The organism is Vibrio ichthyoenteri ATCC 700023 (genome assembly GCF_000222605.1).
GTDB lineage: Bacteria > Pseudomonadota > Gammaproteobacteria > Enterobacterales > Vibrionaceae > Vibrio > Vibrio ichthyoenteri.
The window spans coordinates 1-24,480 of record NZ_AFWF01000062.1 but is presented as its reverse complement, the minus strand read 5'-3'; the positions used below and the strand labels follow the sequence as shown (position 1 = coordinate 24,480).

The 24,480-nt window shown below is 45.0% G+C and carries 26 protein-coding genes; 18 read left to right on the top strand and 8 right to left on the bottom strand.

Annotated elements, in window-relative coordinates; genetic code table 11:
• Positions 1-93: 93 nt before the first annotated feature.
• The 12 genes from RH85_RS05880 to RH85_RS05825 all read left to right on the top strand — a co-directional run bounded on the left by RH85_RS05880 (position 94) and on the right by RH85_RS05825 (position 10,549).
• Positions 94-756, top strand: coding sequence for an LPS-assembly lipoprotein LptE (locus RH85_RS05880; RefSeq protein WP_039948714.1), 663 nt, complete (start codon positions 94-96; stop codon positions 754-756).
• 8 nt (positions 757-764) lie between these two features.
• Positions 765-1,778 (top strand): DNA polymerase III subunit delta, encoded by a 1,014-nt coding sequence (holA, locus tag RH85_RS05875; RefSeq protein ID WP_006711291.1) that lies wholly within the window; start codon positions 765-767, stop codon positions 1,776-1,778.
• A 66-nt stretch (positions 1,779-1,844) separates the two neighbouring features.
• The gene (gene rsfS / locus RH85_RS05870; RefSeq protein WP_006711290.1) at positions 1,845-2,162 is read left to right on the top strand and encodes a ribosome silencing factor; all 318 of its coding nucleotides are present in this window, start codon (positions 1,845-1,847) and stop codon (positions 2,160-2,162) included.
• Positions 2,163-2,165: 3 nt separating this feature from the next.
• Positions 2,166-2,636 (top strand): 23S rRNA (pseudouridine(1915)-N(3))-methyltransferase RlmH, encoded by a 471-nt coding sequence (gene rlmH / locus RH85_RS05865; RefSeq protein WP_006711289.1) that lies wholly within the window; start codon positions 2,166-2,168, stop codon positions 2,634-2,636.
• 6 nt (positions 2,637-2,642) lie between these two features.
• Positions 2,643-4,526 carry a penicillin-binding protein 2 gene (mrdA, locus tag RH85_RS05860; RefSeq protein WP_006711287.1) on the top strand — a complete coding sequence of 628 codons (1,884 nt, stop codon included), beginning with the start codon at positions 2,643-2,645 and terminating at the stop codon, positions 4,524-4,526.
• A complete protein-coding gene (rodA, locus tag RH85_RS05855; protein ID WP_006711286.1) occupies positions 4,526-5,647 on the top strand; it encodes a rod shape-determining protein RodA in 1,122 nt (373 codons plus the stop codon). Before mrdA ends, rodA begins: the two co-directional genes overlap by 1 nt.
• Complete coding sequence (locus RH85_RS05850; RefSeq protein WP_006711285.1) at positions 5,647-6,495, top strand: septal ring lytic transglycosylase RlpA family protein; 849 nt, start codon at positions 5,647-5,649, stop codon at positions 6,493-6,495. The genes rodA and RH85_RS05850 overlap by 1 nt, the downstream gene beginning before the upstream one ends.
• Before the next feature lie 89 nt (positions 6,496-6,584).
• The gene (locus tag RH85_RS05845; protein ID WP_006711284.1) at positions 6,585-7,763 is read left to right on the top strand and encodes a serine hydrolase; all 1,179 of its coding nucleotides are present in this window, start codon (positions 6,585-6,587) and stop codon (positions 7,761-7,763) included.
• 144 nt (positions 7,764-7,907) lie between these two features.
• Positions 7,908-8,186 carry a DUF493 family protein YbeD gene (ybeD, locus tag RH85_RS05840; protein WP_005593593.1) on the top strand — a complete coding sequence of 93 codons (279 nt, stop codon included), beginning with the start codon at positions 7,908-7,910 and terminating at the stop codon, positions 8,184-8,186.
• A 177-nt stretch (positions 8,187-8,363) separates the two neighbouring features.
• On the top strand, positions 8,364-9,017 hold the full coding sequence (gene lipB, locus RH85_RS05835; protein WP_006711283.1) for a lipoyl(octanoyl) transferase LipB: 654 nt from the start codon (positions 8,364-8,366) through the stop codon (positions 9,015-9,017).
• A 7-nt stretch (positions 9,018-9,024) separates the two neighbouring features.
• On the top strand, positions 9,025-9,990 hold the full coding sequence (lipA, locus tag RH85_RS05830) for a lipoyl synthase (RefSeq protein ID WP_006711282.1): 966 nt from the start codon (positions 9,025-9,027) through the stop codon (positions 9,988-9,990).
• A 232-nt stretch (positions 9,991-10,222) separates the two neighbouring features.
• The gene (locus RH85_RS05825) at positions 10,223-10,549 is read left to right on the top strand and encodes a hypothetical protein (RefSeq protein ID WP_006711281.1); all 327 of its coding nucleotides are present in this window, start codon (positions 10,223-10,225) and stop codon (positions 10,547-10,549) included.
• Between the two features lie 135 nt (positions 10,550-10,684).
• Here RH85_RS05825 and glyA read toward each other — a convergent pair whose 3' ends face one another.
• Positions 10,685-11,935, bottom strand: coding sequence for a serine hydroxymethyltransferase (glyA, locus tag RH85_RS05820; protein WP_006711280.1), 1,251 nt, complete (start codon positions 11,933-11,935; stop codon positions 10,685-10,687).
• A 334-nt stretch (positions 11,936-12,269) separates the two neighbouring features.
• Between glyA and RH85_RS05815 the strand changes: the two genes are divergently transcribed.
• Positions 12,270-12,869 (top strand): YitT family protein, encoded by a 600-nt coding sequence (locus RH85_RS05815; RefSeq protein ID WP_006711279.1) that lies wholly within the window; start codon positions 12,270-12,272, stop codon positions 12,867-12,869.
• A 76-nt stretch (positions 12,870-12,945) separates the two neighbouring features.
• Here RH85_RS05815 and treC read toward each other — a convergent pair whose 3' ends face one another.
• From treC to gmhB, 5 genes are all read right to left on the bottom strand, one after another.
• Positions 12,946-14,646 carry an alpha,alpha-phosphotrehalase gene (treC, locus tag RH85_RS05810; RefSeq protein WP_006711278.1) on the bottom strand — a complete coding sequence of 567 codons (1,701 nt, stop codon included), beginning with the start codon at positions 14,644-14,646 and terminating at the stop codon, positions 12,946-12,948.
• An 84-nt stretch (positions 14,647-14,730) separates the two neighbouring features.
• The gene (treB, locus tag RH85_RS05805) at positions 14,731-16,155 is read right to left on the bottom strand and encodes a PTS trehalose transporter subunit IIBC (RefSeq protein WP_006711277.1); all 1,425 of its coding nucleotides are present in this window, start codon (positions 16,153-16,155) and stop codon (positions 14,731-14,733) included.
• 163 nt (positions 16,156-16,318) lie between these two features.
• A complete protein-coding gene (treR, locus tag RH85_RS05800) occupies positions 16,319-17,266 on the bottom strand; it encodes a trehalose operon repressor TreR (protein WP_006711276.1) in 948 nt (315 codons plus the stop codon).
• Between the two features lie 79 nt (positions 17,267-17,345).
• A complete protein-coding gene (locus RH85_RS05795) occupies positions 17,346-17,684 on the bottom strand; it encodes an MliC family protein (protein WP_006711275.1) in 339 nt (112 codons plus the stop codon).
• Between the two features lie 51 nt (positions 17,685-17,735).
• Positions 17,736-18,287 carry a D-glycero-beta-D-manno-heptose 1,7-bisphosphate 7-phosphatase gene (gene gmhB, locus RH85_RS05790; RefSeq protein WP_006711274.1) on the bottom strand — a complete coding sequence of 184 codons (552 nt, stop codon included), beginning with the start codon at positions 18,285-18,287 and terminating at the stop codon, positions 17,736-17,738.
• 222 nt (positions 18,288-18,509) lie between these two features.
• Between gmhB and metN the strand changes: the two genes are divergently transcribed.
• Genes metN through RH85_RS05775 form a run of 3 tightly spaced genes read left to right on the top strand, consistent with a single transcriptional unit; the run spans position 18,510 to position 21,043 of the window.
• The gene (metN, locus tag RH85_RS05785; protein WP_006711273.1) at positions 18,510-19,544 is read left to right on the top strand and encodes a methionine ABC transporter ATP-binding protein MetN; all 1,035 of its coding nucleotides are present in this window, start codon (positions 18,510-18,512) and stop codon (positions 19,542-19,544) included.
• The gene (locus RH85_RS05780; RefSeq protein ID WP_006711272.1) at positions 19,534-20,211 is read left to right on the top strand and encodes a methionine ABC transporter permease; all 678 of its coding nucleotides are present in this window, start codon (positions 19,534-19,536) and stop codon (positions 20,209-20,211) included. The genes metN and RH85_RS05780 overlap by 11 nt, the downstream gene beginning before the upstream one ends.
• A gap of 22 nt (positions 20,212-20,233) precedes the next feature.
• Entirely contained in the window at positions 20,234-21,043 is an 810-nt protein-coding gene (locus RH85_RS05775; protein WP_006711271.1) for a MetQ/NlpA family lipoprotein, read from the top strand.
• A 185-nt stretch (positions 21,044-21,228) separates the two neighbouring features.
• Here RH85_RS05775 and ykgO read toward each other — a convergent pair whose 3' ends face one another.
• Positions 21,229-21,354, bottom strand: a complete 126-nt coding sequence (gene ykgO / locus RH85_RS05770; protein WP_005593337.1) for a type B 50S ribosomal protein L36 — start codon at positions 21,352-21,354, stop codon at positions 21,229-21,231.
• The gene (locus tag RH85_RS05765) at positions 21,351-21,608 is read right to left on the bottom strand and encodes a type B 50S ribosomal protein L31 (RefSeq protein ID WP_006711270.1); all 258 of its coding nucleotides are present in this window, start codon (positions 21,606-21,608) and stop codon (positions 21,351-21,353) included. Before RH85_RS05765 ends, ykgO begins: the two co-directional genes overlap by 4 nt.
• A gap of 151 nt (positions 21,609-21,759) precedes the next feature.
• Between RH85_RS05765 and tsaA the strand changes: the two genes are divergently transcribed.
• Together tsaA and RH85_RS05755 are read left to right on the top strand one after the other, a co-directional pair.
• Entirely contained in the window at positions 21,760-22,455 is a 696-nt protein-coding gene (tsaA, locus tag RH85_RS05760; RefSeq protein WP_006711269.1) for a tRNA (N6-threonylcarbamoyladenosine(37)-N6)-methyltransferase TrmO, read from the top strand.
• Positions 22,456-22,564: 109 nt separating this feature from the next.
• Positions 22,565-24,280 carry a proline--tRNA ligase gene (locus RH85_RS05755; protein ID WP_006711268.1) on the top strand — a complete coding sequence of 572 codons (1,716 nt, stop codon included), beginning with the start codon at positions 22,565-22,567 and terminating at the stop codon, positions 24,278-24,280.
• The last annotated feature ends 200 nt before the right edge of the window (positions 24,281-24,480 follow it).

Genomic DNA, 24,480 nt, shown 5'->3' with positions numbered 1-24,480 from the left:
TGGTACGCCGCCCTGTTTATTTATCTCAAGTTACTTTCAGCCCAGCGGTGAGTGACTTAAGATAAATAACCAATAACAGAGAGTCGTACGTCAATGCGTCTATTTTCCCTATCTTCGATTAAGTTGACTAGTGTTGTACTAGCAGCGAGCCTTTTGACTGCATGTGGTTTCCATCTAAGAGGCGATTATTCCATTCCTGAAGAACTCGACACTATGTCGCTCACCAGTTATGACCAATACAGTACTTTCACCCGCATGATGCGTAGCCAACTGCGCATGAGTGAAGTAACCCTTGTTCCACCCGCTGAGAACATCCCTAATCTCCATTTATTGGGAGAGAGTGTGGGTGAACGAACACTATCGTTATATCAAAATACCCGTGCCGCGGAAAAAGAACTGACGTTTAACGCTTCATACCGAGTGACCATTCCTGAAATTGGTTCACGTCAGCTATCAACCAGCGTGACTCGTAGCTACCTAGATAACCCTCTAACCGCATTGGCAAAATCAGTCGAACGCGACATGATTGAAGATGAAATGCGCAAATTAGCCGCAAGCCAGATCATTCGTCAAATGGCGCGTCTAAAAGCGGACATTGAAGCGGGGACGATGCTAACTGGCCAAGAAGTTGATGAGCAAAAAGCACAACAACGCGCTGAAGAAGAAGAGCTATACCGTATTGAAACGATTGAAAATGAAACGAACTCAATCGACCTTCAGGAGCCTGAAATTCAGCAACCTGAACTTGAGCAATAGAGACATCAATGCGTATTTTTGCTGACCGTTTAACGGATCAACTGAGTAAACAGCTTCACCCGATCTACCTACTGTTTGGCAATGAGCCTTTGCTGTTACAAGAATCTCGTCAAGCGATTCAAAAAGCAGCGACGCAGCAAGGCTTTGAAGAAAGGCATCGATTTACCATCGATGCCAGCTTTGACTGGTACCAAGTGTATGACTGCTGCCAAGCCATGAGCTTGTTTTCTGCTCGTCAACTTATCGAACTGGAACTGCCTGAGGCAGGAGTAAATGTCGCGATAGCCAAAGAACTGATCAATGTTGCCGAGATGCTTCATTCAGATGTTATTTTGGTGGTCGTCGGCTCTAAGCTCACCAAAGCACAAGAGAGCGCAAAATGGTTTAAAACATTGAGCGCTCAAGCTTGCTGGGTCAACTGTCTTAGCCCTGATCTACAAAGACTGCCGCAGTTTGTGCAAACTCGCTGCCGTGCGCTTGGCTTACAACCGGATGCAGAAGCAGTACAAATGTTGGCACAATGGCATGAAGGCAACCTGTTTGCTCTCAGCCAAAGTTTAGAAAAACTACGACTGCTCTATCCTGATGGTCAACTGACTATGGTCCGGGTTGAAGAGTCGCTTAGTCGCCACAACCATTTTACCGCTTTTCATTGGACCGATGCCCTACTGGCTGGCAAAGGCAATCGTGCCCAACGAATACTGCGTCAGTTAGAAGCCGAGGGGACTGAAGTAGTAATTCTAGTGCGCACAATTCAACGTGAGCTAACACAATTACTGCAAATGCAGTTGCAGGCTCAGACCAGCAGCATAAATCAAGTTTTTGATAGCTACCGAATTTGGCAAACCAAACGCCCGCTATATAGCGCTGCACTTCAGCGTCTCAGCACCACTAAGTTACAACAACTGATGCAACTTTTAGCCCGTATTGAAGTACAAAGTAAGACTCAATACGAAATCTCAAGTTGGCCAACATTGCACCAACTGAGCACTGAGATTTGCTTACCGCAAGTGAAGCTGTAAAAAGCGTGCTATAATCCGCCGCCTATTTTTGGTCAAACCACTCTCATTTTCATTGAGGAATTTAATTTGCAAAACGAACAAATTAACGCGTTTATTGCCGACAAAGCTGACGACATGAAAGCCGAAGGCATTTTAACCATTGATGTACAGGGCAAATCGAGCATTACCGATTTTATGATCATTTGTACTGGAACCTCTAAGCGTCATGTTGCGTCTATTGCAGAACACGTTGCTCGCGAAGCGAAATTAGCAGGTAAAGAACCGCTGGCTATCGACGGTGAAGATGAAGGTGAATGGGTTATCGTCGACATGGGCGATACGATTCTGCACGTTATGCAACAAGAACAGCGCGAATTGTACCAACTTGAAAAACTTTGGGGCTAAGCGATGAAGATTCAATTGGTCGCGGTCGGCACTAAGATGCCAAAGTGGGTTGAAGAAGGCTTTCAAGAATATCGCCGTCGCTTCCCACATGATATGCCACTAGAATTAATTGAAATTACTGCGGGTAAACGTGGTAAGAATGCTGACATCGCCCGAATTTTGCAAAAAGAAGGTGAAGTGATGCTCGCGGCCGTGCCAAAAGGCAATCGCATAGTCACTTTAGATATTCCAGGGAAAAAATGGGATACACCTCAGTTGGCTGAACAGCTTGAAGCCTGGAAGTTGGATGCTCGTGATGTGTCAATCTTGATTGGTGGTCCTGAAGGTCTTGCTCCGGCTTGTAAAGCTGCCGCAGAGCAAAGCTGGTCACTGTCCGCTTTGACGCTACCGCACCCACTGGTTCGCATTGTTATGGCAGAAAGCCTGTATCGCGCGTGGAGCATCACCACTAATCACCCATATCACCGAGAATAAGCGTCGATGTTGAGGAAGCGTACCCGTATTCGGGATTACCAAGAAGAGGCTCGGCTGTTTGGCAGCCGCGCTATTGTCGCCTTTATTGGTATTTTTGCCATGATGGGCGTTTTGGTCGCTAACCTGTACAACATCCAGGTGAATCAGTATCAAGATTACAAAACTCGCTCAAACGACAACCGCATTAAAGTGGTTCCGATCGCGCCTAACCGAGGTCTGATCTACGATCGTAATGGCGTGCTGCTGGCCGAAAACCGCCCTGTCTTTAGTCTGGAAATTACACCAGAAAAAATTAAAGACATGGATGATACCATTTTGCGTTTGCAACAAATTTTGGATATCACGCCTGAGCAAGTTGAACGCTTTCAAAAAGAGCGGAGTCGTACTCGTCGCTTTAAGTCGGTGCCAATCCTCAACCAACTCGATGAAGAGCAGGTAGCAAAGTTCTCAGTTAACCAGCATAACTTTCCTTGCGTCACCGTTAACGCCAACCTAAAACGCTATTATCCTTATGGCGAAGTGCTCACTCACGTCATTGGCTACGTATCTCGTATCAACGATCGAGATATGCAGCGTTTAGAGCGCGAAGAAAAAGATGCAAACTACCAAGCAACCCGTGATATCGGTAAACTTGGTATTGAACGCTATTATGAAGATACACTGCACGGTACTGCTGGCTATCAAGAAGTCGAAGTGAACAGTCGTGGCCGTATCATTCGCGTACTAAAATACGTCCCCCCAGAGCCAGGGAAAGACATCGTTCTTAACTTGGATATCGACTTGCAAACCTACATCCATGACCTACTCGCAGGTCGTCGTGGTAGCGCTGTCGTACTTGACCCGCATGACAATGGCGTCTTGGCGATGGTCTCAAGCCCAAGCTATGATCCCAACTCATTTGTACACGGTATCTCAGGTAAAGATTACCGCGCACTGCTGAATAACAAAGATCGCCCACTGGTGAACCGAGCGACACTGGGTATTTACCCACCCGCCTCAACCATCAAGCCAATGATAGCAGTTGCTGCTCTCGAAGAAGGTGTGATCACGCCATACACGGTGCGTAACGACCCTGGCTATTGGAAAATCCCGAACTCAAAAACCAAGCCATTCCGCGACTGGCTGCGCTGGGGCCATGGTAAAGTCGATGTGGTTAAGTCGATTGAAGAATCCGTCGATACCTTCTACTACCAAGTGGCGTACGACATGGGTATTGATCGTATTTCTCAATGGATGATGATGTTTGGCTTTGGCGATTACACCGGCATTGATATCCACGAAGAAAGTAAAGCCAACATGCCGACACGTGAATGGAAACAAGCACGCCACCGTACACCGTGGTATCAAGGCGATACAATCCCTGTCGGCATTGGTCAAGGTTACTGGATAGCCACACCAATGCAGTTGGCCAAAGCGACTTCTGTATTAGTGAACCGCGGCAAAGTCTTTGCCCCACACCTACTGCGCGCAACGATTGAAAATGGTCAGCCATTTGACAACAACACCCTGGCAGAAGTGGTCACTTATCCGCCAATTAGCGGAGTCAAAGAGAGTTACTGGGATATTGCCATTGAAGGCATGCGCCGAGTTAACAACGGTAAGAAAGGCACCGCGCGTCGCGCTTTTGCTGGTACCGAATACGTCAGCGCGGGTAAATCGGGAACGGCGCAAGTATTTGGTCTTGGTGAAGATGAAGAGTACAACGCTGACGAAATCGCCGAGCACTTACGCGACCACGCTTTGTTTACCGGTTTTGCGCCAATTGAAGATCCTGCCGTTGTGGTATCAATCGTACTTGAGAATGCTGGCGGCGGCTCAACCAATGGTGCGCCGGTCGCTCGTAAAATATTTGACCATGAATTGCTGAAAAAGGACGAGGTGAATAAGTAATGGATTTTGACCCCGCGACCGGCCAAAACCGGTCGCTGTTTGAGCGCTTCCACATAGATTTACCCCTATTACTGGGCATTTTACTTTTGATGGGCTTTGGGTTAGTCATCATGTACAGTGCCAGCGGACAAAGCTTTGCGATGATGGATCGCCAAGCAATGCGAATGGGGTTAGCGCTTGGGGTTATGTTTTTCCTTGCTCAGTTACCCCCTCGCACCTATGAAACACTCGCCCCGCTAATGTTTTTCTGTGGCGTAGTATTATTGCTTGGAGTGCTGTTTTTTGGCGAATCCTCAAAAGGCGCTCAGCGTTGGTTAAACTTAGGCTTTGTTCGTTTCCAACCTTCTGAATTACTTAAGCTTGCAGTGCCGCTAATGGTGGCTCGCTATATTGGTCGACGCTCACTGCCACCAAGTTTTCAGACGCTCGTCATCTCAATGGTTATGGTCTGCGTTCCGACGATCCTCATTGCTAAACAACCCGATCTAGGTACCTCCATCTTAATCGCAGCCTCAGGCGTATTCGTTATCTTTCTGGCTGGTATCAGCTGGAAGATTATCTTTAGCGCCGTCTGCGTTGTCAGTGCTTTTTTACCGGTACTGTGGTTTTTCTTGATGCGCGAGTACCAGAAGGTGCGAGTCAGAACCCTGTTTAACCCAGAGTCTGACCCATTAGGGGCTGGCTACCATATCATCCAAAGCAAAATTGCGATCGGTTCGGGTGGCGTAATGGGTAAAGGTTGGCTGCAAGGCACCCAATCACAGTTAGAGTTTTTACCTGAGAGGCATACTGACTTTATTTTTGCCGTGATTGCCGAAGAGTGGGGCTTGGTAGGAATCCTGACGTTATTGGTTTTATATCTGTTTATTATTGGTCGTGGCCTTTATTTGGCAAGCAAAGCCCAAACCGCCTTTGGCCGCATGATGGCAGGCAGTATTGTGTTAAGTTTTTTTGTTTACGTCTTTGTAAACATTGGTATGGTAAGCGGCATTCTACCGGTCGTCGGTGTTCCCTTACCTTTAATTAGCTATGGCGGCACCTCAATGGTTACGCTTATGGCCGGTTTTGGTATTTTGATGTCTATACACACACATAGAAACGCGTTTTCAAAGGCAACCTAATGAATAGATTACATAAACTCGCCTCGTTGGCATTAATTAGCAGTGTGATCGTAGGTTGTTCTTCTTCACCCACTGAGCCAGAGCCGACTCCAACAGATCCAACGACTCCACCGCTGTCAGAATCCGATCGCTATCAAGCTGAGCGATACGACATCAAAGATGATTTAGCGCCAAAGGAGCCGATATCGATCGAACATATTGAAGAGATTGTTCCTCAGTATGAGCCCTACAGTTTAGGCGGTACTAAAAATTACACCGTGCGAGGTCAACGCTACCAAATCATTAAAGAGACCAAAGGCTTTAAAGAAAAAGGCCAGGCATCTTGGTACGGCAAAAAATTTCATGGTCACTTAACCTCGATAGGCGAAGTCTATGACATGTACTCAATGAGTGCCGCGCATAAAGAACTGCCGTTACCTAGCTATGTTAAAGTCACCAATACTGACAATGGCAAAAGTACCATTGTGCGTGTCAATGACCGCGGGCCATTTCATCCTGGTCGTATCATCGACTTAAGTTATGCCGCAGCAACCAAGCTTGATGTTATTCGCACCGGTACTGCCAACGTTGAAATTGAAGTCATTACGGTGGAAAAAACACCTTCCACCCAGCAACAAAAAGCGTTGCCGCAATACCAAATTCAAGTCGCATCTTCAAAACATAAAGATCGTATTGAAACTTTAGCGAAAGATCTGAGTCAAAAACTCTCGGTAGCCAGCTTGATAAACTCTGATCAAGAGATACACCGTGTGATACTGGGCCCATTTGATGACTATAACCTGACGCAAAAAACGTTAGAGCAAGTTAAACTTCTGGGTTATTCCAGTGCCTTTGTTAAAAAATACTAATTTCCTTCTCGTTCAGAGCACCTGCTTAGGTGGTCTGAGCGAGGGTTTCTGTTAAGATATGGACAGTTCGAGATAAATCTGTAGTCAATATGAAAAAAACAACGTTAATTAAAACCGTTTTTGCGTCTTCTATTGCGCTTACGGCAAGCTTCGCTTCTTCTGTTATGGCTTCTCCAATTGTAGTGCCAGATGCACCACAAATTGCCGCGAAGGGCTACGTTCTGATGGATTACCATTCAGGCAAAGTGCTGGCACAAAAAGAAATGAATACCAAACTGTCACCTGCCAGCTTGACCAAAATGATGACCAGTTACGTCATCGGCCAAGAACTAGCACGTGGCAACATCTCTGAAGATGACGACGTCACCATCAGTAAAAATGCTTGGGCGAAAAACTTCCCAGACTCTTCGAAAATGTTTATCGAAGTGGGCACCACGGTCAAAGTAAAAGATCTAAACCAAGGCATTATCGTGCAATCAGGTAACGATGCTTGTGTCGCGATGGCTGAGCACATTGCCGGTTCAGAAGATGCATTTGTTGATTTGATGAATGCGTGGGCAAGCACTCTAGGTATGAGTGATACGCACTTCGCTAACGTTCACGGTCTCGACAACGATGCGCTTTACTCAACGCCTTACGATATGGCGCTATTAGGCTCGGCACTGATCCGTGACGTACCTGAAGAGTACCGTATTTATTCACAGCAAAAATACACATACAACGGCATTACTCAGTACAACCGTAACGGTTTGCTGTGGGATAAAAGCATGAATGTGGATGGTATTAAGACCGGCCACACAAGCAATGCAGGTTACAGCCTAGTAAGCTCAGCAACTGAAGGCAAAATGCGCCTAGTAGCGGTTGTGATGGGCACCAAAAACGCCAATGCTCGTAAATCAGAAAGCAAAAAGCTACTGAGCTACGGTTTCCGCTTCTTCGAAACAGTTGCACCACACAAAGCAGGTGAAACCTTTGTCGAAGAAAAAGTCTGGATGGGCGACAAAGATATGGTCGCTCTTGGCCTTGATCAAGATACCTATGTAACACTTCCTCGTGGCCAAGCGAAAAATCTAAAGGCAAGCTTCGTACTTGAAAAAGAGTTAGAAGCCCCAATTAGTAAAGGTGACGTCGTTGGTACGCTATACTACCAACTAGATGGTGAAGATATCGCGCAGTACCCATTACTTGCCCTAGAAGATGTGCAAGAGGGTAGCCTGTTCAGTCGCCTTTGGGATTACATTGTAATGCTGGTTAAAAGCTTATTCTAATCTCGGCAACTAAATAGACATATTAAGCCGCCTCTGGGCGGCTTTTGTTTTATGTTCGTCGTATCGACAACCTTGAGATTCAAACCGATTGGCAGTAACATTCGGCGCTGCTTAGATCGACATTTCAACTTGGAGTTTCCAAAAATGCTGACTATTAACTCAGACGCAAAACTGAAAGACCTGCTTGAGTTTCCTTGTTCATTCACTTACAAGGTTATGGGCTATGCTAAGCCTGAGCTACCTGAAAAAGTGCTCGAGGTTATTCAACGCCATGCTCCGGGTGACTACAGTCCTACCGTGAAACCAAGTTCAAAAGGTAACTACCACGCAGTGTCAGTTACTATCCAAGCGACTTCTATTGAACAAGTAGAGACGCTATACAAAGAACTTGGTGATATCGACATCGTTCGCATGGTTCTATAATTTTATTTTAAATAATAAAATATTTTTGAAAGCAGCTCAGGCTGCTTTTTTGTTATTTATCAAACAGATAAAAAGAACCTTAATTTTAAAGGGTTAAAAAACTGTTATCAGCATATAGTCCGATGTCGTGAAGCGGTTTATAATCGAGCCACTTTATTGATTATGATGGACTCAGGAATGCAACAAACTCTGATTGTGAAGCATCTTGGCAAACAAGATTACGAGCCAATTTGGCGCGCAATGCATGCCTTTACAGATCAACGCGACGAGGAAACCCTCGATGAAGTTTGGTTTGTTGAACACAATCCAGTTTTTACTCAAGGCCAAGCAGGAAAAACTGAGCACCTGCTCAATACAGGAGATATACCTGTGGTGCAAAGTGATCGCGGTGGCCAAGTAACTTACCATGGCCCAGGCCAAATGGTGGTCTACTTCCTGATAAACATCCGCCGTAAAAAATTCGGCGTGCGAGATCTCGTTACTCACATCGAGAACCTCGTGATCAATACACTTAAAGCTTACAATATCGATTCAGCGGCTCGACCAGATGCTCCTGGCGTGTATGTAGATAATAAAAAAATCTGCTCACTCGGCCTGCGTATCCGCAAAGGATGCTCATTTCATGGTTTGGCACTTAACGTTAATATGGACATGTCGCCGTTTCTACGCATAAACCCATGTGGTTACGCTGGAATGGAAATGGTACAAGTTAGCCAACTTGGTGGTCCCGATGATGTCAATATCGTTGCCGAACAACTACTAAAAGAACTTGCGACTCTGTTGGATTATCAACAACTACAAGTCAGCACAGCAGTCCCAAACGAGAAGTAATAGAAGCATGAGTAAACCAATCCAAATGGAAAAAGGCGTTAAATACCGTGACGCTGACAAAATGGCACTAATTCCGGTAAAGAATATGCCAACTGAGCAGAAAGAAGTTCTGCGCAAACCTGAGTGGATGAAGATTAAGTTGCCTGCTGACAGTCAACGCATCCAAGACATTAAATCAGCAATGCGTAAAAACAACCTGCACTCTGTTTGTGAAGAGGCCTCATGCCCTAACCTTGCGGAATGTTTCAACCACGGTACAGCAACCTTTATGATCTTAGGTGCGATTTGTACTCGACGTTGTCCATTCTGTGACGTTGCCCATGGCCGTCCAGTGACGCCAGAAGCAAACGAGCCGAAAAAATTGGCACAAACTATTGCTGACATGAAGCTTAAGTATGTCGTCATTACTTCTGTTGACCGCGATGATCTGCGTGATGGTGGTGCACAGCACTTTGCCGATTGTAATCGTGAGATTCGCGCATTAAGCCCGAATATCAAGATCGAAACCTTAGTACCTGACTTCCGTGGCCGTATGGACGTGGCGCTAGAATTGCTTAGCGAAAATACACCGGATGTGTTTAACCACAACCTAGAAACTGCGCCACGTTTGTACCGTAAAGTACGTCCAGGTGCGAACTACAAGTGGTCTTTGCAGTTGCTACAAAAATTCAAAGAGCAGCACCCTGAGATCCCAACCAAGTCAGGTGTCATGATGGGCTTAGGCGAAACCAAAGAAGAGATCGTTGAAGTATTGAAAGATCTTCGTGCCCATGGCGTAACCATGCTGACACTTGGTCAATACCTTGCACCAAGCCGTCACCACTTGCCTGTTGAGCGCTACGTGCCACCAGCAGAGTTTGATGAGCTAAAAGAAATTGCGCTTGAACTTGGCTTTACTCATGCTGCGTGTGGTCCATTTGTTCGCTCTTCTTACCATGCTGATCTTCAAGCACAAGGTATTGAAGTGAGCTAATTAGCTCGCATGTTGTCATCGTTAAAAGCCAGTCTACTTATGACTGGCTTTTTTGTTTTTTACGTCTGTATTTCCCATGCCAATCGCGTATATCCACCTGAAAAGCGGCCACTAATTCATTATTTATTACGTTACCAGCTTGCACAAAATGATATGCACTCCTAGGCTTATTAAAGCGATACCACTCTGCTGGCCGCCGAGAGCATCGCATTGATAAAAATAGGATATAGCTATGGAAAAACTCCCTTTGCTCGCCATTAGTGCTTGCGTGCTGCTTGCTGCCTGTTCATCCACAGAGCAGCAAGATAATTTTCAAGAAGCCTCTTTTGAGCTGTGTAATACCGAAGTAGATATTTACTCGCTCAGCGACGATGGCAGAGTACGCATTCTTTGTTCTGATGGTTCAAAGTTCGCACTCAATGCTGAAAATACGCTCGATACAATGCGTGATATTAATATTGATTATTGTGATGGTGAAGGGTTAGGCAAATTTAACGAAAGCACTCGCTATTACTCATTCAAATGCAAGTCTGGCACTCTCCTGAGTATTGCCAAATAAGTACCACTCCATCGTTATCAACAGATTATTTCCGCTATTTTATTTAGACGAAAAAAGGCTCCAGAAGGAGCCTTTCAAATCGCATTTTCAAAGTAGATGAGCGACACAGTCACTCGTTCACTCTACGAAGAAAAATTAAGCGTAAACCGGTAGACGCTTACAGATTTCCAGTACTTTCACTTTGGTTGCTTCAATCACAGACTCATCACCGATGTTGTCTAGGATGTCACACATCCAACCTGCCAATGCTTTTGAATCTTCTTCAGTAAAGCCACGGCGAGTGATTGATGGAGAACCAACACGGATACCAGACGTTACGAATGGGCTACGTGGGTCGTTTGGTACTGAGTTTTTGTTCACGGTGATGTTGGCCGCACCTAGTGCTGCATCCGCTTCTTTACCTGTGATGTCTTTGTCGATCAGATCAACTAGGAACAGGTGGTTCTCAGTAGAACCAGAAACGATGTTGTAACCACGAGCTAGGAATTCTGCCACCATTGCTTTTGCGTTAGCCACAACACGCGCTTGGTATTCTTTGAATTCTGGTTCTAAAGCTTCTTTGAACGCCACTGCTTTACCCGCAATAACGTGCATTAGAGGACCACCTTGACCGCCCGGGAATACCGCTGAGTTCAGCTTCTTGTAAAGATCTTCGCCTTCGTTAGAAAGAATTAGACCACCACGTGGGCCGGCTAGTGTTTTGTGTGTTGTCGTTGTCACAACGTGTGCATGCGGTACTGGGTTAGGGTAAACACCCGCCGCAATAAGACCCGCTACGTGCGCCATATCAACAAAGAAGTAAGCACCGACTTTATCCGCGATTTCACGCATACGCGCCCAATCACAAACTTGAGAGTAAGCAGAGAAACCACCGATGATCATCTTAGGTTTGTGTTCAACTGCAAGCGCTTCCATCTCTTCGTAATCGATTTGACCATTCTCATCAATACCGTAAGGAATGATGTTGTATAGCTTGCCAGAGAAGTTTACTGGTGAACCGTGAGTCAGGTGACCACCGTGCGCTAGGCTCATACCTAAAACAGTATCGCCAGCATTGAGCAGTGCCATGTAAACAGCATTGTTTGCCTGAGAACCTGAGTGCGGTTGTACGTTTGCGTATTCTGCGCCGAATAGCTCACATGCACGTTCAATCGCTAGCGTTTCCACTTTATCAACATACTCACAACCACCGTAGTAACGCTTACCAGGGTAGCCTTCAGCATACTTGTTGGTTAGCTGAGAGCCTTGAGCTTCCATTACTCGTGGGCTGGTGTAGTTTTCAGAAGCGATTAGTTCAATGTGCTCTTCTTGACGAAGAGTTTCTTCTTGGATAGCTGCGAACAAATCCGCATCGTAATCTGCGATGTTCATATCACGCTTAAGCATCTGTATCTCCTGACTCAGATTTAGACTGAAAGTTGCAAAAAACTGGCAAACGACCCCGACGCAAACGTTTTCGTCACCCTACTGGCGCGCATTTTACATAATTTGATCTAGGTCATAAAGAGAAAATTGCATTTTTCTCATGCAGTTTTTTCATACTGGTTTACAAGGATTATCATGTTGAGGTTATCTTGAAGCAATAACTGTCAACCTGACGCTTTACACCTTGTAAAAAGACAATTACATAGGTTTACCTTAATTTTCGCTCTCAATCTACCGAAAAACGCATCTTTTCCTTACTATGCAAGCCATTCGTTCAAGGATTAATTTTTATTTGATGGAAAAACATACATGTAAAGAAGATTGGATTGCCATATTAACCGGCTCCTTCATCGTCGCTCAAGGAGTCTTCTTCCTCCAATCTGCGCAGCTGTTAACTGGTGGAACCACCGGACTGGCGCTATTGGTAAGCCAAGTTGTGCCTTGGTCTTTCGGTACATTATATTTTTTAGCGAACTGCCCATTTTATCTTTTAGCTTGGAAACGTTTTGGTGCACGCTTCGCATTTAACAGTGCCATTTCCGGCGCGTTGGTCTCTATTTTAACCGACCATCTCGATTTGGTAATCAGTCTTGATAAAGTCAGTCCAGCTTACTGTGCTCTTGCAGGTGGCGTATTGATGGGACTAGGGATGTTGATCCTATTTCGCCATCGCTCTAGTCTCGGTGGATTCAATGTACTGTGTTTGCTTATTCAAGATAAGTTCGGCATTTCGGTTGGAAAAACTCAGTTGGCGATTGATTGTGTCATCTTGATCACCTCGTTCTTCTTTGTGCCACCACAAACACTGCTCTATTCTGTGTTTGGCGCAGTAGTGCTCAATCTCGTCTTGGCGATGAACCATAAACCAACTCGATACGTCGTGACTTATCACTAACCACTTATTTCTACGCAAATGAAAAAGGCTTTGGTCAATCACCAAAGCCTTTTTTCTCTAGCCAACCATGCTCAGATTATTGGTGAATAAGCACTTTATCGATCAACAAAATCCGCGTTTCATAAGGACGAAGTGAGATCATGTTATCTTCGATACTCATTGGCCTCTGCTGGTAATTGGTTAAAAGACACCGCGCAGCAGTAAGATCGAGATCTGCTGGCAATGTGCATTTAGCCTCTTCACCGTAAAAGTTGCTCATCAAGATAAGTTGCTGTGACTCACTCTCACGTAAATAAGCATAACAGAGGCTATCTTGGGGCAGTAAGTCACAGAATGAACCTTGAGTAATGACGGGATGCTGTTTACGTAGTTCAATCAACTGCTGGTAAAAATAAAACACCGAATTTTGGTCATCTAAGGCGCTTTGCGCATTAATCTGCGGGTAGTTACTCGCAACGTCTAACCACGGCTCTCCTTGGGTAAAACCGCCATGAGGTAAATTGTTCCATTGCATTGGAGCGCGAGAATTATCACGCGACTTTTGCGCTAAGATGGCCATCATCTCATCATGAGGCACACCTTGTTGATTGACCATAATCTGGTACATATTGGTACTTTCTACATCACGATATTGTTCAATCGTGGTATAGCCTGGATTGGTCATACCCAACTCTTCGCCTTGGTAGATATAAGGCGTCCCTTGCATCATATGCAAGGTGGCGGCAAGCATCTTGGCTGATTCAACCCTGTATTGCTTATCATCACCTAAACGACTAACAATACGTGGCTGATCATGATTACACCAAAATAGAGCGCCCCAGCCTTGGCCGCTTAACCCAGTTTGCCAATGGTTAAAGATCTGCTTCAGCTGAATAAAATCAAACGGCGCGTTAGACCATTTTTCACCATTGGGATAATCAACTTTCAAGTGATGAAAATTAAATACCATTGACAGTTCTTTGCCATCAAGCGATGAGTATTGCTGACAGTGCTCCAAGGTTGTTGATGACATCTCACCGACCGTGACACAACCATATTTTTGAAATACCGCCTGACTGATGTCCTGCAGATACTCATGCACTCGCGGCCCATCGGTATAGAAGCGTCGGCCGTCACCACACTCGTCATTGGCAAAGTCTTGTTGCTTAGAAATCAGATTAATCACATCCAAGCGAAAACCATCTACACCCTTTTCCGCCCAAAAACCGATGACCTGTTTTACTTCCTCACGTACAGCGGGGTTCTCCCAGTTTAGATCGGCTTGTTCCTTGGCAAATAAGTGCAAATAATATTGATCTGTTGCACTATCGAATGCCCAAGCGCTGCCACCAAATTTGGACTGCCAATTATTCGGCACCTCACCATCAACAGGATCTTGCCAGATATAATAGTCACGATAAGGGCTGTTTTTGTCACCGAATGCCGATTGAAACCATTGATGTGCCGTTGAAGTATGATTGACCACGATATCCATAATGATACGAATACCGCGCTGATGCGCCTCAGCCAAAAGCAATTCAAAATCAGCCATACAACCAAATTCAGGGTTGATGGCATAGTAGTCAGAAATATCATATCCATTATCGACCATTGGAGACTGATAAATTGGCGTGAGCCAAATCGCATCAATACCCAAAGTTTTCAGGTAGTCCAACTTAGAAATAATGCCACAAATATCTCCGGTGCCCTGCGCTGAAGAGTCACAAAAGCTTTTCGGATATATTTGATAGATGGTGGCTGTTTGCCACCAATCTTGCTGCTGTAGATTCGTTGTCATCACTAATTTCACTTACCAGTTTGAGCCAAATTCCAACTCAATAACATTCGCGGCATCGAATCCTTTGCCGCGCAGACAAATAGATTATGCGTTGGCCATTTCTAGCTCGCCTTTAGCTTGAGCTCGTTTATAAAACAGCAACGTCAATACCGTGGGTAACGTAATCGCCACTAACATAGCAATGGCATAGACACCCCAATATTGAGGTTGGATAGATAGAATTCCTGGCAAACCACCCACGCCGATCCCATTGGCCATGACACCCGACATACCACAAATTGCGGCAGCGGCGGCTGAGCCAATCATGGCACTCAGCATTGGAAATTTATATTTGAGATTAATGCCGTACATCGCCGGTTCTGTCACACCTAGGTAGGCTGAAATAGCCGCAGGAACGGAAATATCACGCTCGCCCTGTTTTTTACTGATGATAATGATCCCGACAACCGCAGACGCCTGAGCGATATTTGATAAGGCAATCAGAGGCCAGATTGGCGTACCACCCAAGTCTTGCATCAATTGCAGATCGACCGCGTTAGTGGTGTGGTGAATACCGGTAATGACTAATGGGGCGTAGAAGAAAGCAAAAATCATCGAACCAATTACCGCAAAATCGCCCGTCATAGCCGCTTTTGCCGCGAATGCAACACCATCACCTAACATACGGCCAAATGGACCAATAATAGAATGTGCTAACACTACAGAGACGATGATCGAAACAAACGGCACCACCACTAAATATAAGTAAGACGGTACGATGCGCTTAAGGTTGGTTTCAATAAACGCGAGTGCGACACCGGCTAACATGGCCGGAATAACCTGAGCTTGATAACCAACCTTCTCTATCACAAACAGACCGAAATCCCACACTTCGGGAGCTTGCTTACCGATCAAGTAGGCATTCATTAGTTGAGGCGAAACCAAGGTCAAACCAAGTGTAATACCGAGAATTGGCGTACCACCTAATTTTTTCACCGTAGACCAACATACGCCAACCGGCAGGAAGAAGAAGATCGCTTCTCCAATCAACCACAGAAAGCTATGTACCGTAGCCCAAAATTGACTAATCTCGGTAAGAGTCTGACCATCAAACATTTTGATGTCGCCAATTACGTTACGGAAACCTAAAATCAAACCACCCGTAATAATGGCAGGTAGCAGCGGTACAAAAATTTCAGCAAGATGGGAAATACCGCGCTCTAGAATATTCATATTTTGGCGAGCAGCATTCTTAGCATCATCTTTTGACGCCTCAGATTTACCCGACAACTCAATTAATACCTTATAGACCTCGTCAACTTCAGTTCCAATTACCACTTGAAACTGACCGGCATTAGTAAAGCAACCTTTCACTAAGCTCAGCGACTCTAATCGCTTAAGATCCGCTTTCTCGGTATCGTTGAGTACAAAGCGAAGACGAGTTAAACAGTGACTGACACTGGCGATATTCTCTGCTCCACCGACCAACTCTATTAGCCGTGCAACCTCTTTTTTGGCAATCTTACCCATATCCTTTCCCCCCGATTCGAGCTAATATTTTTCACTCACAATTTGGGAACGTTCCCAAGTGTTGGTATTATATTCGAAGAAGTAATTCAAACATCAAATGGGAACAGTCCCATTAATTGATTGTGATCACAGACTATTTTTAAATCACTTAGATTATAAAGAGTTAGATTTGGATGGGCTTTTGAGTCAGATGCGTCAGCTCATTCTCACCGTTGATGTGAGAAATCAATAGATTAGCCGCTTTGATTCCAGCAGGCTCGTAACCAGGATCGATACTAAAAACATTTGGGAACAAAAACGACAACAATTCATTACCGCCGACCCCCGTGACCACAACATCTTCACGACCTAGCTCTTGAAGACGCTTAATTACTCCAAGCGCAAGGGTATCACTGGCGCAAACAATTGCTTGGGTATCCGCGCTCAATACCTTATCCACTAACTGATACGCACTCTCATGATGGAGATCACCAGTTTGATAATTGGCATTCAGCGCATATTTTTCACAGCATTCCAAATAAGCATCTAAACGAAGTTTTCCTGTAGTTCGATCACTGGGATTAACGCCAATGTAAGCAATTTTATCCAGTGATTGCTGGCGCAAAAATGCGAAGGCATTGCAAATGACACCATGGTTATCATAGTTAATCGATGATACCTGCTGCGTGTCCATCGCAATCACCACCGCACGCCCTCGCCATTGTTCAATCTGGCTAAGATCAAAATCGCTAAAACCAAACACTATCACCCCATCAACGTTACGGCGTTTGAGGACATTGAGATGCTCAGTGGTTTTTTTACTATCAAACTGACTTTCCATAATCACTACGTCATATCCCGCTTTATAAAGCGATTGCAACATAGTACCTACTGCTTTATTTTCCGACGGCGAATCTAAACGAGAAATGATCACTCCAACCACTCTTTGGCTACCACCACGCATCGACTGAGCTGACTTAGAAGGAATATAACCAGAGTCGGCAATCACCTGCTCTACTTTTATTCGTGTTTCTGGCTTCACTTTGGGATCGTTAGTCAGCACACGTGAAACGGTTGATTTGCCTACACCGGATAAACGGGCAATATCTAGAATGGTCAGTTTTGGGGTCATAAAACGAGTTCAATGCAGAGAAGAAAAAAAAGAGGAGAATAGCTGAGGCTTATTCTATCGCCTCAGCCAATGCTGGATACTATTTGATTTTACAATTTTGATATACCTCTCGCCCATACTCTAAACGTGCGTTTTCGCCTCTCGTGTAGAGTGTGACAGGCATGACTTCTGACAAAGCATTATTTGGCAAAATATAACGTGTGCCAGAACCTGCGGGGGCTTGTACCAGGGCGTAGTCTATATCCTGCACACGGACTAAAGCACCGCGCTCTTCAATTAAGTACGTAACAGAAAATTGCTGCTGATTATCGCAATCATATTGATATTGGTTGGAATCATTCGCTGACGTTTGGTTGTCACTGCTCGCACAACCAGCCAATAACAGCACTGCCGAGGTGAGAATACCGACTTTGACCATGTTTACCTCCTGTAAAAATAAAGGCCGCAATTGCAGCCTTTATATAATAGTCTATTTATTTATATAGTTAGGGACATCCGCAATACTATCCAGTATTGCTGTTGCAAGCATTTCACCTTTTTCAGTGATAGGCTTACCAGTACGTACTAATAATTTAGTACCGACACCGGCCGCTTCCGCTGCCATCATGTCCTCTGCTTTATCACCAACCATGATTGAATTGGCCATATCGATTTTCAGAAAATCGCGCGCAGAAATAAACATTCCAGGCTTAGGTTTGCGACAATCACAATCTTCTTTGTAGACACCCTGTCCGTGCTCTGCATGATGTGGGCAATAATAAATACCGTCTAGCTCTACACCATTGTCGACAAAGTTCCAATCCATCCACTGCGTTAGCGATTCAAATCGCTCTTCAGTAAATTTGCCGCGGGCAATACCGGACTGGTTGGTTACAAGCACAAGTAGGTAACCCATCTCTTTCAATTTCTTGGTTGCCTCAAAGACACCATCAATAAATTCAAAGTCATGCTCGTCATGGACATAGCCGTGATCAACGTTAATCACACCGTCACGATCTAAAAAGACTGCTGGTTTTGCCAAAATTTGCTTCTCTATCTACTTTATTTACTCAGAATTATTGCACGCTTTATTTCTTTCATCACGATCTAATTCCGTATCGTTTGCATGCAAACGTTCAAATAGACGTCTAGACGTAGAAATACCTATTGACACTAATTCAACAAACCCATAGCATCATCTGATAAATGAGATGTAGCTCAACATTATGTACTGTTCCTATTTCGAGCCAAAGCAGGGTTCTCAATGATTGAAATCAACCAAGTTAATAAGGTTTTCTATCAAGGTAAGAAGGAAATTCCTGCCTTAATAGACATCAACCTTAGCATCCCTCAAGGGACTATTTTTGGCGTAATCGGCGCTTCTGGCGCAGGCAAAAGCACTCTAATTCGCTGTGTAAACATGCTTGAAGTACCTACCAGTGGCCAAATTGTTATTGATGGCGTTGAGCTGACAGCACTAACCAAGTCGCAACTGAGCGAAGCTCGTCGTAACATCGGTATGATCTTCCAGCATTTTAATCTGCTTTCATCGCGTACCGTGTTTGGTAATGTTGCATTGCCCCTAGAGTTGGCTGGTAAGAATAAACAACACATCCAAACCAAAGTATCTGAGCTGTTAAAACTTGTTGGTCTTGAAGATAAACACGAGACTTACCCAGCAAACTTAAGTGGGGGTCAAAAGCAACGCGTCGCGATCGCTCGTGCTCTCGCCTCTGATCCTAAAGTATTGCTGTGCGATGAAGCGACCAGCGCGCTCGATCCGGCCACTACTCAGTCGATTCTAGAATTGCTGCGTGAGATTAACCGCAAGCTAAAAATCACTATTTTGTTGATCACTCATGAAATGGATGTGGTGAAAAGCATCTGTCATGAAGTGGCGATCATTGGTGGTGGTGAATTGGTCGAAAAAGGCACGGTTGGTGAAATTTTTGCTCATCCTAAAACTGAATTAGCACACCAATTTATTCGCTCAACGTTGGATCTTTCTATTCCAGAAGATTATCAAATTCGCCTACAACCGAGCCGTGTTGAAGGTAGTTACCCACTGGTGCGCTTGGAATTTACGGGAGCGACGGTGGATGCGCCACTAATGAGTCAAATTGCGCGTAAATACAATATTGATGCCAATATCTTAAGTTCCGATCTCGATTACGCCGGTGGCGTTAAATTTGGCATGATGGTGGCCGAATTATTTGGCAATGAACAAGACGCTAACAACGCCGTTGAATTCTTACGTGAGCATAACGTGAAAGTAGAGGTACTTGGCTATGTCCTTTAATACATTTTCTGAATGGCTAAGTCTTAACGCTGACTTGTTGCTGGGTGCAACTTGGGAAACCCTCTACATGGTTGCGGTTTCTGGCGTCGTGGGTTTTGCCGTGGGTATCCCACTTGGTGTCATTCTGCATACATCGAAGAAAGGTGGTTTGCTAGAGAACACTAAATTGAACAGCATTCTTGGCGCTGTGGTTAACGTTGGTCGTTCAGTGCCCTTCTTAGTATTAATGGTAGCGATCATTCCAGTGACAAAATTGCTAGTAGGTACGTTTATCGGCACCACAGCCGCTATCGTTCCACTCACCATTGGAGCTATCCCTTTTGTTGCGCGTCTTATTGAAAGCTCTCTACTTGAAGTGCCAAATGGCCTCGTGGAAGCTGCGCAGTCAATGGGGGCAACACCACTGCAAATCATCAATAAAGTGCTGCTTCCAGAAGCGATGCCAACCATTGTTAACTCAGTAACCATTACTTTAGTGACCTTGGTCAGTTATTCAGCCATGGCGGGCACTGTCGGTGGCGGTGGTCTTGGTGATGTGGCGATTCGATACGGCTTCCACCGCTATGACGTCGTGATCATGGCTGTCACAGTGGTAATGCTGATCGTGCTCGTTCAAATTATTCAATCTATCGGTGATGCCGTTGTTCGCCGTGTAGATCATAGATAAAAATTTTTATAAGGAGATTGTTATGAAATTTAATGTTAAAGGTTTAATTGCTATTGCAGCTGCAGCGTCTGCACTGATTCTTTCTGGTTGTGGTGAAAAGGAAGTCGATACTAGTAAGATCAAAGTCGGCGTTATGGCTGGCGCTGAAGAACAAGTTGCGGAAATTGCGGCTAAAGTTGCCAAAGATACTTATGGTCTAGACGTAGAATTGGTGACGTTTACTGACTACGTAACCCCAAACGCAGCGCTTGATGATGGTTCTATTGATATCAACGCATTCCAACACAAGCCATACCTTGATCAGCAAATTGCTGACCGCGGTTATAAGATTGTCGCGGCTGGTAACACCTTCGTTTACCCTATCGCAGGTTACTCAAAACAAATCAAATCTGTTGATGAGATTCAAGATGGTGCACGCATTGCGGTACCAAATGATCCGACTAACCTAGGTCGTTCTTTGCTATTACTTGAGCAACAAGGTCTTATCACTCTACGTGAAGGCGCAGGTCTACAAGCAACGGTACGTGATATCACGGCTAACCCGAAAAACCTAACTATCCTAGAGCTTGATGCAGCACAGCTGCCGCGTTCACTAGACGATGTGGTTCTTTCTGTTATCAATAACACTTACGCAAGTTCGGTAAACCTAACACCACAGCGTGACGGTATCTTCGTTGAAGATAAAGAGTCTCCGTACGTAAACCTAATCGTTGCACGTGAAAACAATGTTAACGCAGAAAACGTACAGAACTTTGTTAAAGCTTACCAAACTGAAGAAGTTTACAACGCAGCATCTGAAATCTTCCAAGGTGGCGTAGTAAAAGGCTGGTAATCCCCTTCCCCTGAAGAGATATTCACAAAAAAGCTGGCACTGTATGTGCCAGCTTTTTATTAGCTTTAACGCTCAAAGTAATTAGCATTTTATCCAAATCTTGCCAACCGCCCCTCGTTTACCTTCTATCACTTGGTTTTGATTCACAATCCTTAATACCAAGGCTCCACAATCACTTTTCAACCTTATTTCTGCACCGCTTTAAAACGCGGATTAGCTTTACAGATCACATAAAGTCGCCCACGTCGTTTAACGATCTGGCAATCAGGGTGGCGACTTTTTGCGCTCTTTAATGATTTTAAAACTTTCATTGTTGCTCCTTAAAACGACCAAAACGTCGATTGAAATTTGATACTCGGCCTTGCTTTTGCGTCACTCTCTGCTTGCCCGTATAAAAAGGGTGCGATTCAGAAGAGACATCTAAGGTGCAGTAGGGGTACGTTTTGCCATCCGTCCATTCAATCGTTCGCTCTGTTTTTAACGTGGAGCCAACAATAAAATACTTATCAACACTGGTATCATGAAATATCACCTGGCGATATTCAGGATGAATACCTTCTCTCATTTTAGCCTCCCCTTGGCTTGTTATGTTATAACATAACAAATGATAATAGTTATCAAATAAGTGTCAACCCTTTTTTGCGGTCGATCGGGCAAGGACATTTATTGGTGACTGTGTGCTATCTTGTAGTGGCATTTATTACTGAGATGATGGCATGTACACCATTGAGCCAATTGGCATTATCCAAAGCCCATATAAAGAAAAATTCGCTGTACCAAGACAGCCGCGCCTGATTCCCGCTGCGACGGCTAAAGTCAAACTACAAGGTGCCGTAAACTGCGCTGAGGCCATTCGTGGTATTGAACAATTTAGCCATGTTTGGTTGCTGTTTTTATTCGACCAAAATTTGGCCGCAGGTTGGAAGCCAACAGTGCGACCTCCTCGCTTAGGTGGCAATGAGCGCATCGGCGTATTAGCGTCACGATCAACATTTCGCCCCAATGGCATTGGTATGTCAGCAGTAGAACTAAAAGGGGTGAGTCAAACCGGAGACCAATTTTACCTAGAACTCGGAAGTGTCGATTTAGTTGATGGTACGCCGATTGTCGATATTAAACCTTACATCCCCTACACTGATTCAATTAGCGAGGCTCAAGGTGGCTACGCTGAATCTGAGCCAGAAAAGGCCATTGTCTGCTTTTTACCTTGTGCAACCGAAAGCCTCAAACGCTTGCCGGACGCTCAGCATATACGCCAAGTGATTGAACAAGTCCTCGCGCAAGATCCGCGCCCTGCGTATAAAAAGAACAAACCTGACAGCAAAGAATATGCCGTCAATTTGTTCAATTTGAATGTGAAATTCACCGTAAACGATAACTTAGTGTCTGTTACTGTGATTGAACACTTTTGACAAAGGCGTTTGGCTGATATTATAGGCGGCTAACAAATTCCCCTCGCGGGCTCCTCATACTCCAGCCCACTCTGGCTGAGTATCTAACTTTACTAAACGGATAAATTGAATGCGTACCAGTAATTATCTTCTTTCTACTCTTAAGGAGACTCCAAACGACGCAGAAGTAGTGAGCCACCAGCTCATGCTACGTGCAGGTATGATCCGTCGTCTAGCTTCAGGTCTATACACCTGGCTACCTACTGGTCTACGTGTATTGCGTAAAGTCGAAAACATCGTTCGTCAAGAAATCGATAATGCCGGTGCAATCGAAACATTGATGCCCGTTGTTCAGCCGTTTGAACTTTGGGAAGAGACAGGTCGCTCTGAAAAGATGGGCCCTGAACTACTTCGCTTTACTGACCGCCACGTTCGTCCGTTTGTTCTTAGCCCTACAGCTGAAGAAGTCATCACTGCATTGGTTCGTAATGAAGTAAGCTCTTACAAACAGCTTCCACTTAACCTTTACCAAATCCAGACTAAATTCCGTGATGAACGCCGTCCGCGCTTCGGTGTAATGCGTGCTCGTGAATTCTGCATGATGGATGCTTACAGCTTCGACATCGATAAAGCGGGTCTAGAGAAATCTTACCAAGCAATGCACGATGCTTACTGTAAAGCGTTCGATCGTATGGGTCTTGAGTACCGTCCAGTATTGGCAGACTCAGGTGCTATCGGTGGTAACGGTTCACAAGAATTCCACGTACTGGCAGAAAGCGGTGAAGATTTGATCGCCTTCTCTACGGAATCTGATTACGCAGCAAACATCGAAAAAGCAGAAGCACTTGCACCAACGACTGAACTTGCAGCGCCAACTGTCGAGATGACGCTAGTTGATACACCAAACGCGAAAACCATCGCTGAGTTGGTTGAGCAACACGGTCTACCAATTGAGAAAACCGTTAAGACGCTTTTCGTTAAAGCTTCAGATCAAATCGATGCACCAATCGTTGCTCTTATCATCCGTGGTGATCATGAGCTAAACGAAATCAAAGCAGAAAACCTAGCTGAAGTTGCAGCACCGCTTGAAATGGCAACTGAAGATGAAATGCGTGACCTTATTGGCGCAGGCGCAGGTTCACTAGGCCCTGTAGGTCTAGAGCTACCATTCATCGTTGACCGCTCTGTAGCGGTAATGAGCGATTTCGGTGCTGGCGCAAACATCGACGGCAAACACTACTTCGGTATTAACTGGGGTCGTGACGTTGAACTAGGCCAAATTGCCGATCTACGTAACGTGGTTGAAGGCGACCTAAGCCCATGTGGCCAAGGTACACTAATGCTTAAGCGTGGTATCGAAGTCGGTCACATCTTCCAACTAGGTAATGTTTACTCTGAGGCAATGAACTGTAGCGTTCTTGATTCAAACGGTAAAAACTCAATCCTAGAGATGGGCTGTTACGGTATTGGTGTTTCACGTGTTGTGGCATCCGCTATCGAGCAAAACAACGATAAATACGGCATCATCTGGCCTGACGCTCTAGCGCCATTCCAAGTGGCTATCGTACCGATGAACATGCACAAATCTGAGCGCGTTCAAGAAGCGGCAGAAAAGCTATATGCTGAGTTCACGGCTATGGGTGTCGAAGTTCTATTTGATGACCGTAAAGAGCGCCCAGGCGTAATGTTCTCAGATATGGAGCTGATCGGTATCCCTCACACGATCGTAATTGGCGATCGCAGCATGGATGAAGGTAACTTTGAATATAAGAACCGTCGTTCAGGTGAGAAAACCGCAATAGCAATGGCTGACATTGTTGAGCACGTTAAAGCGCAATTTGCGTAATTTAACCCTATGAACAGCAAAGGCCGATGGAAACATCGGCCTTTTTTTTGTTGTTGTAGAATAGAGAACGAGCTTCGCTCCTAGATTCGAGAGGCGGCAGTGGTTCGTTCTGTGAAAGATTCCCGACTACACTCCTTCGTCGCTATCGAGAATGACGCAATCGAAGTTCCAAGCTTGTGCTGTCATCCTCAAGAGCGAAG

Excerpts from the sequence above, each read along its gene's own strand:
- RH85_RS05880 (WP_039948714.1), top strand. The coding sequence starts at position 94 with ATGCGTCTATTTTCCCTATCTTCGATTAAGTTGACTAGTGTTGTACTA.
- holA (WP_006711291.1), top strand. The coding sequence starts at position 765 with ATGCGTATTTTTGCTGACCGTTTAACGGATCAACTGAGTAAACAGCTT.
- rlmH (WP_006711289.1), top strand. The coding sequence starts at position 2,166 with ATGAAGATTCAATTGGTCGCGGTCGGCACTAAGATGCCAAAGTGGGTT.
- mrdA (WP_006711287.1), top strand. The coding sequence starts at position 2,643 with ATGTTGAGGAAGCGTACCCGTATTCGGGATTACCAAGAAGAGGCTCGG.
- rodA (WP_006711286.1), top strand. The coding sequence starts at position 4,526 with ATGGATTTTGACCCCGCGACCGGCCAAAACCGGTCGCTGTTTGAGCGC.
- RH85_RS05850 (WP_006711285.1), top strand. The coding sequence starts at position 5,647 with ATGAATAGATTACATAAACTCGCCTCGTTGGCATTAATTAGCAGTGTG.
- RH85_RS05845 (WP_006711284.1), top strand. The coding sequence starts at position 6,585 with ATGAAAAAAACAACGTTAATTAAAACCGTTTTTGCGTCTTCTATTGCG.
- ybeD (WP_005593593.1), top strand. The coding sequence starts at position 7,908 with ATGCTGACTATTAACTCAGACGCAAAACTGAAAGACCTGCTTGAGTTT.
- lipB (WP_006711283.1), top strand. The coding sequence starts at position 8,364 with ATGCAACAAACTCTGATTGTGAAGCATCTTGGCAAACAAGATTACGAG.
- lipA (WP_006711282.1), top strand. The coding sequence starts at position 9,025 with ATGAGTAAACCAATCCAAATGGAAAAAGGCGTTAAATACCGTGACGCT.
- RH85_RS05825 (WP_006711281.1), top strand. The coding sequence starts at position 10,223 with ATGGAAAAACTCCCTTTGCTCGCCATTAGTGCTTGCGTGCTGCTTGCT.
- glyA (WP_006711280.1), bottom strand. The coding sequence starts at position 11,935 with ATGCTTAAGCGTGATATGAACATCGCAGATTACGATGCGGATTTGTTC.
- RH85_RS05815 (WP_006711279.1), top strand. The coding sequence starts at position 12,270 with ATGGAAAAACATACATGTAAAGAAGATTGGATTGCCATATTAACCGGC.
- treC (WP_006711278.1), bottom strand. The coding sequence starts at position 14,646 with ATGACAACGAATCTACAGCAGCAAGATTGGTGGCAAACAGCCACCATC.
- treB (WP_006711277.1), bottom strand. The coding sequence starts at position 16,155 with ATGGGTAAGATTGCCAAAAAAGAGGTTGCACGGCTAATAGAGTTGGTC.
- treR (WP_006711276.1), bottom strand. The coding sequence starts at position 17,266 with ATGACCCCAAAACTGACCATTCTAGATATTGCCCGTTTATCCGGTGTA.
- RH85_RS05795 (WP_006711275.1), bottom strand. The coding sequence starts at position 17,684 with ATGGTCAAAGTCGGTATTCTCACCTCGGCAGTGCTGTTATTGGCTGGT.
- metN (WP_006711273.1), top strand. The coding sequence starts at position 18,510 with ATGATTGAAATCAACCAAGTTAATAAGGTTTTCTATCAAGGTAAGAAG.
- RH85_RS05780 (WP_006711272.1), top strand. The coding sequence starts at position 19,534 with ATGTCCTTTAATACATTTTCTGAATGGCTAAGTCTTAACGCTGACTTG.
- RH85_RS05775 (WP_006711271.1), top strand. The coding sequence starts at position 20,234 with ATGAAATTTAATGTTAAAGGTTTAATTGCTATTGCAGCTGCAGCGTCT.
- ykgO (WP_005593337.1), bottom strand. The coding sequence starts at position 21,354 with ATGAAAGTTTTAAAATCATTAAAGAGCGCAAAAAGTCGCCACCCTGAT.
- RH85_RS05765 (WP_006711270.1), bottom strand. The coding sequence starts at position 21,608 with ATGAGAGAAGGTATTCATCCTGAATATCGCCAGGTGATATTTCATGAT.
- tsaA (WP_006711269.1), top strand. The coding sequence starts at position 21,760 with ATGTACACCATTGAGCCAATTGGCATTATCCAAAGCCCATATAAAGAA.
- RH85_RS05755 (WP_006711268.1), top strand. The coding sequence starts at position 22,565 with ATGCGTACCAGTAATTATCTTCTTTCTACTCTTAAGGAGACTCCAAAC.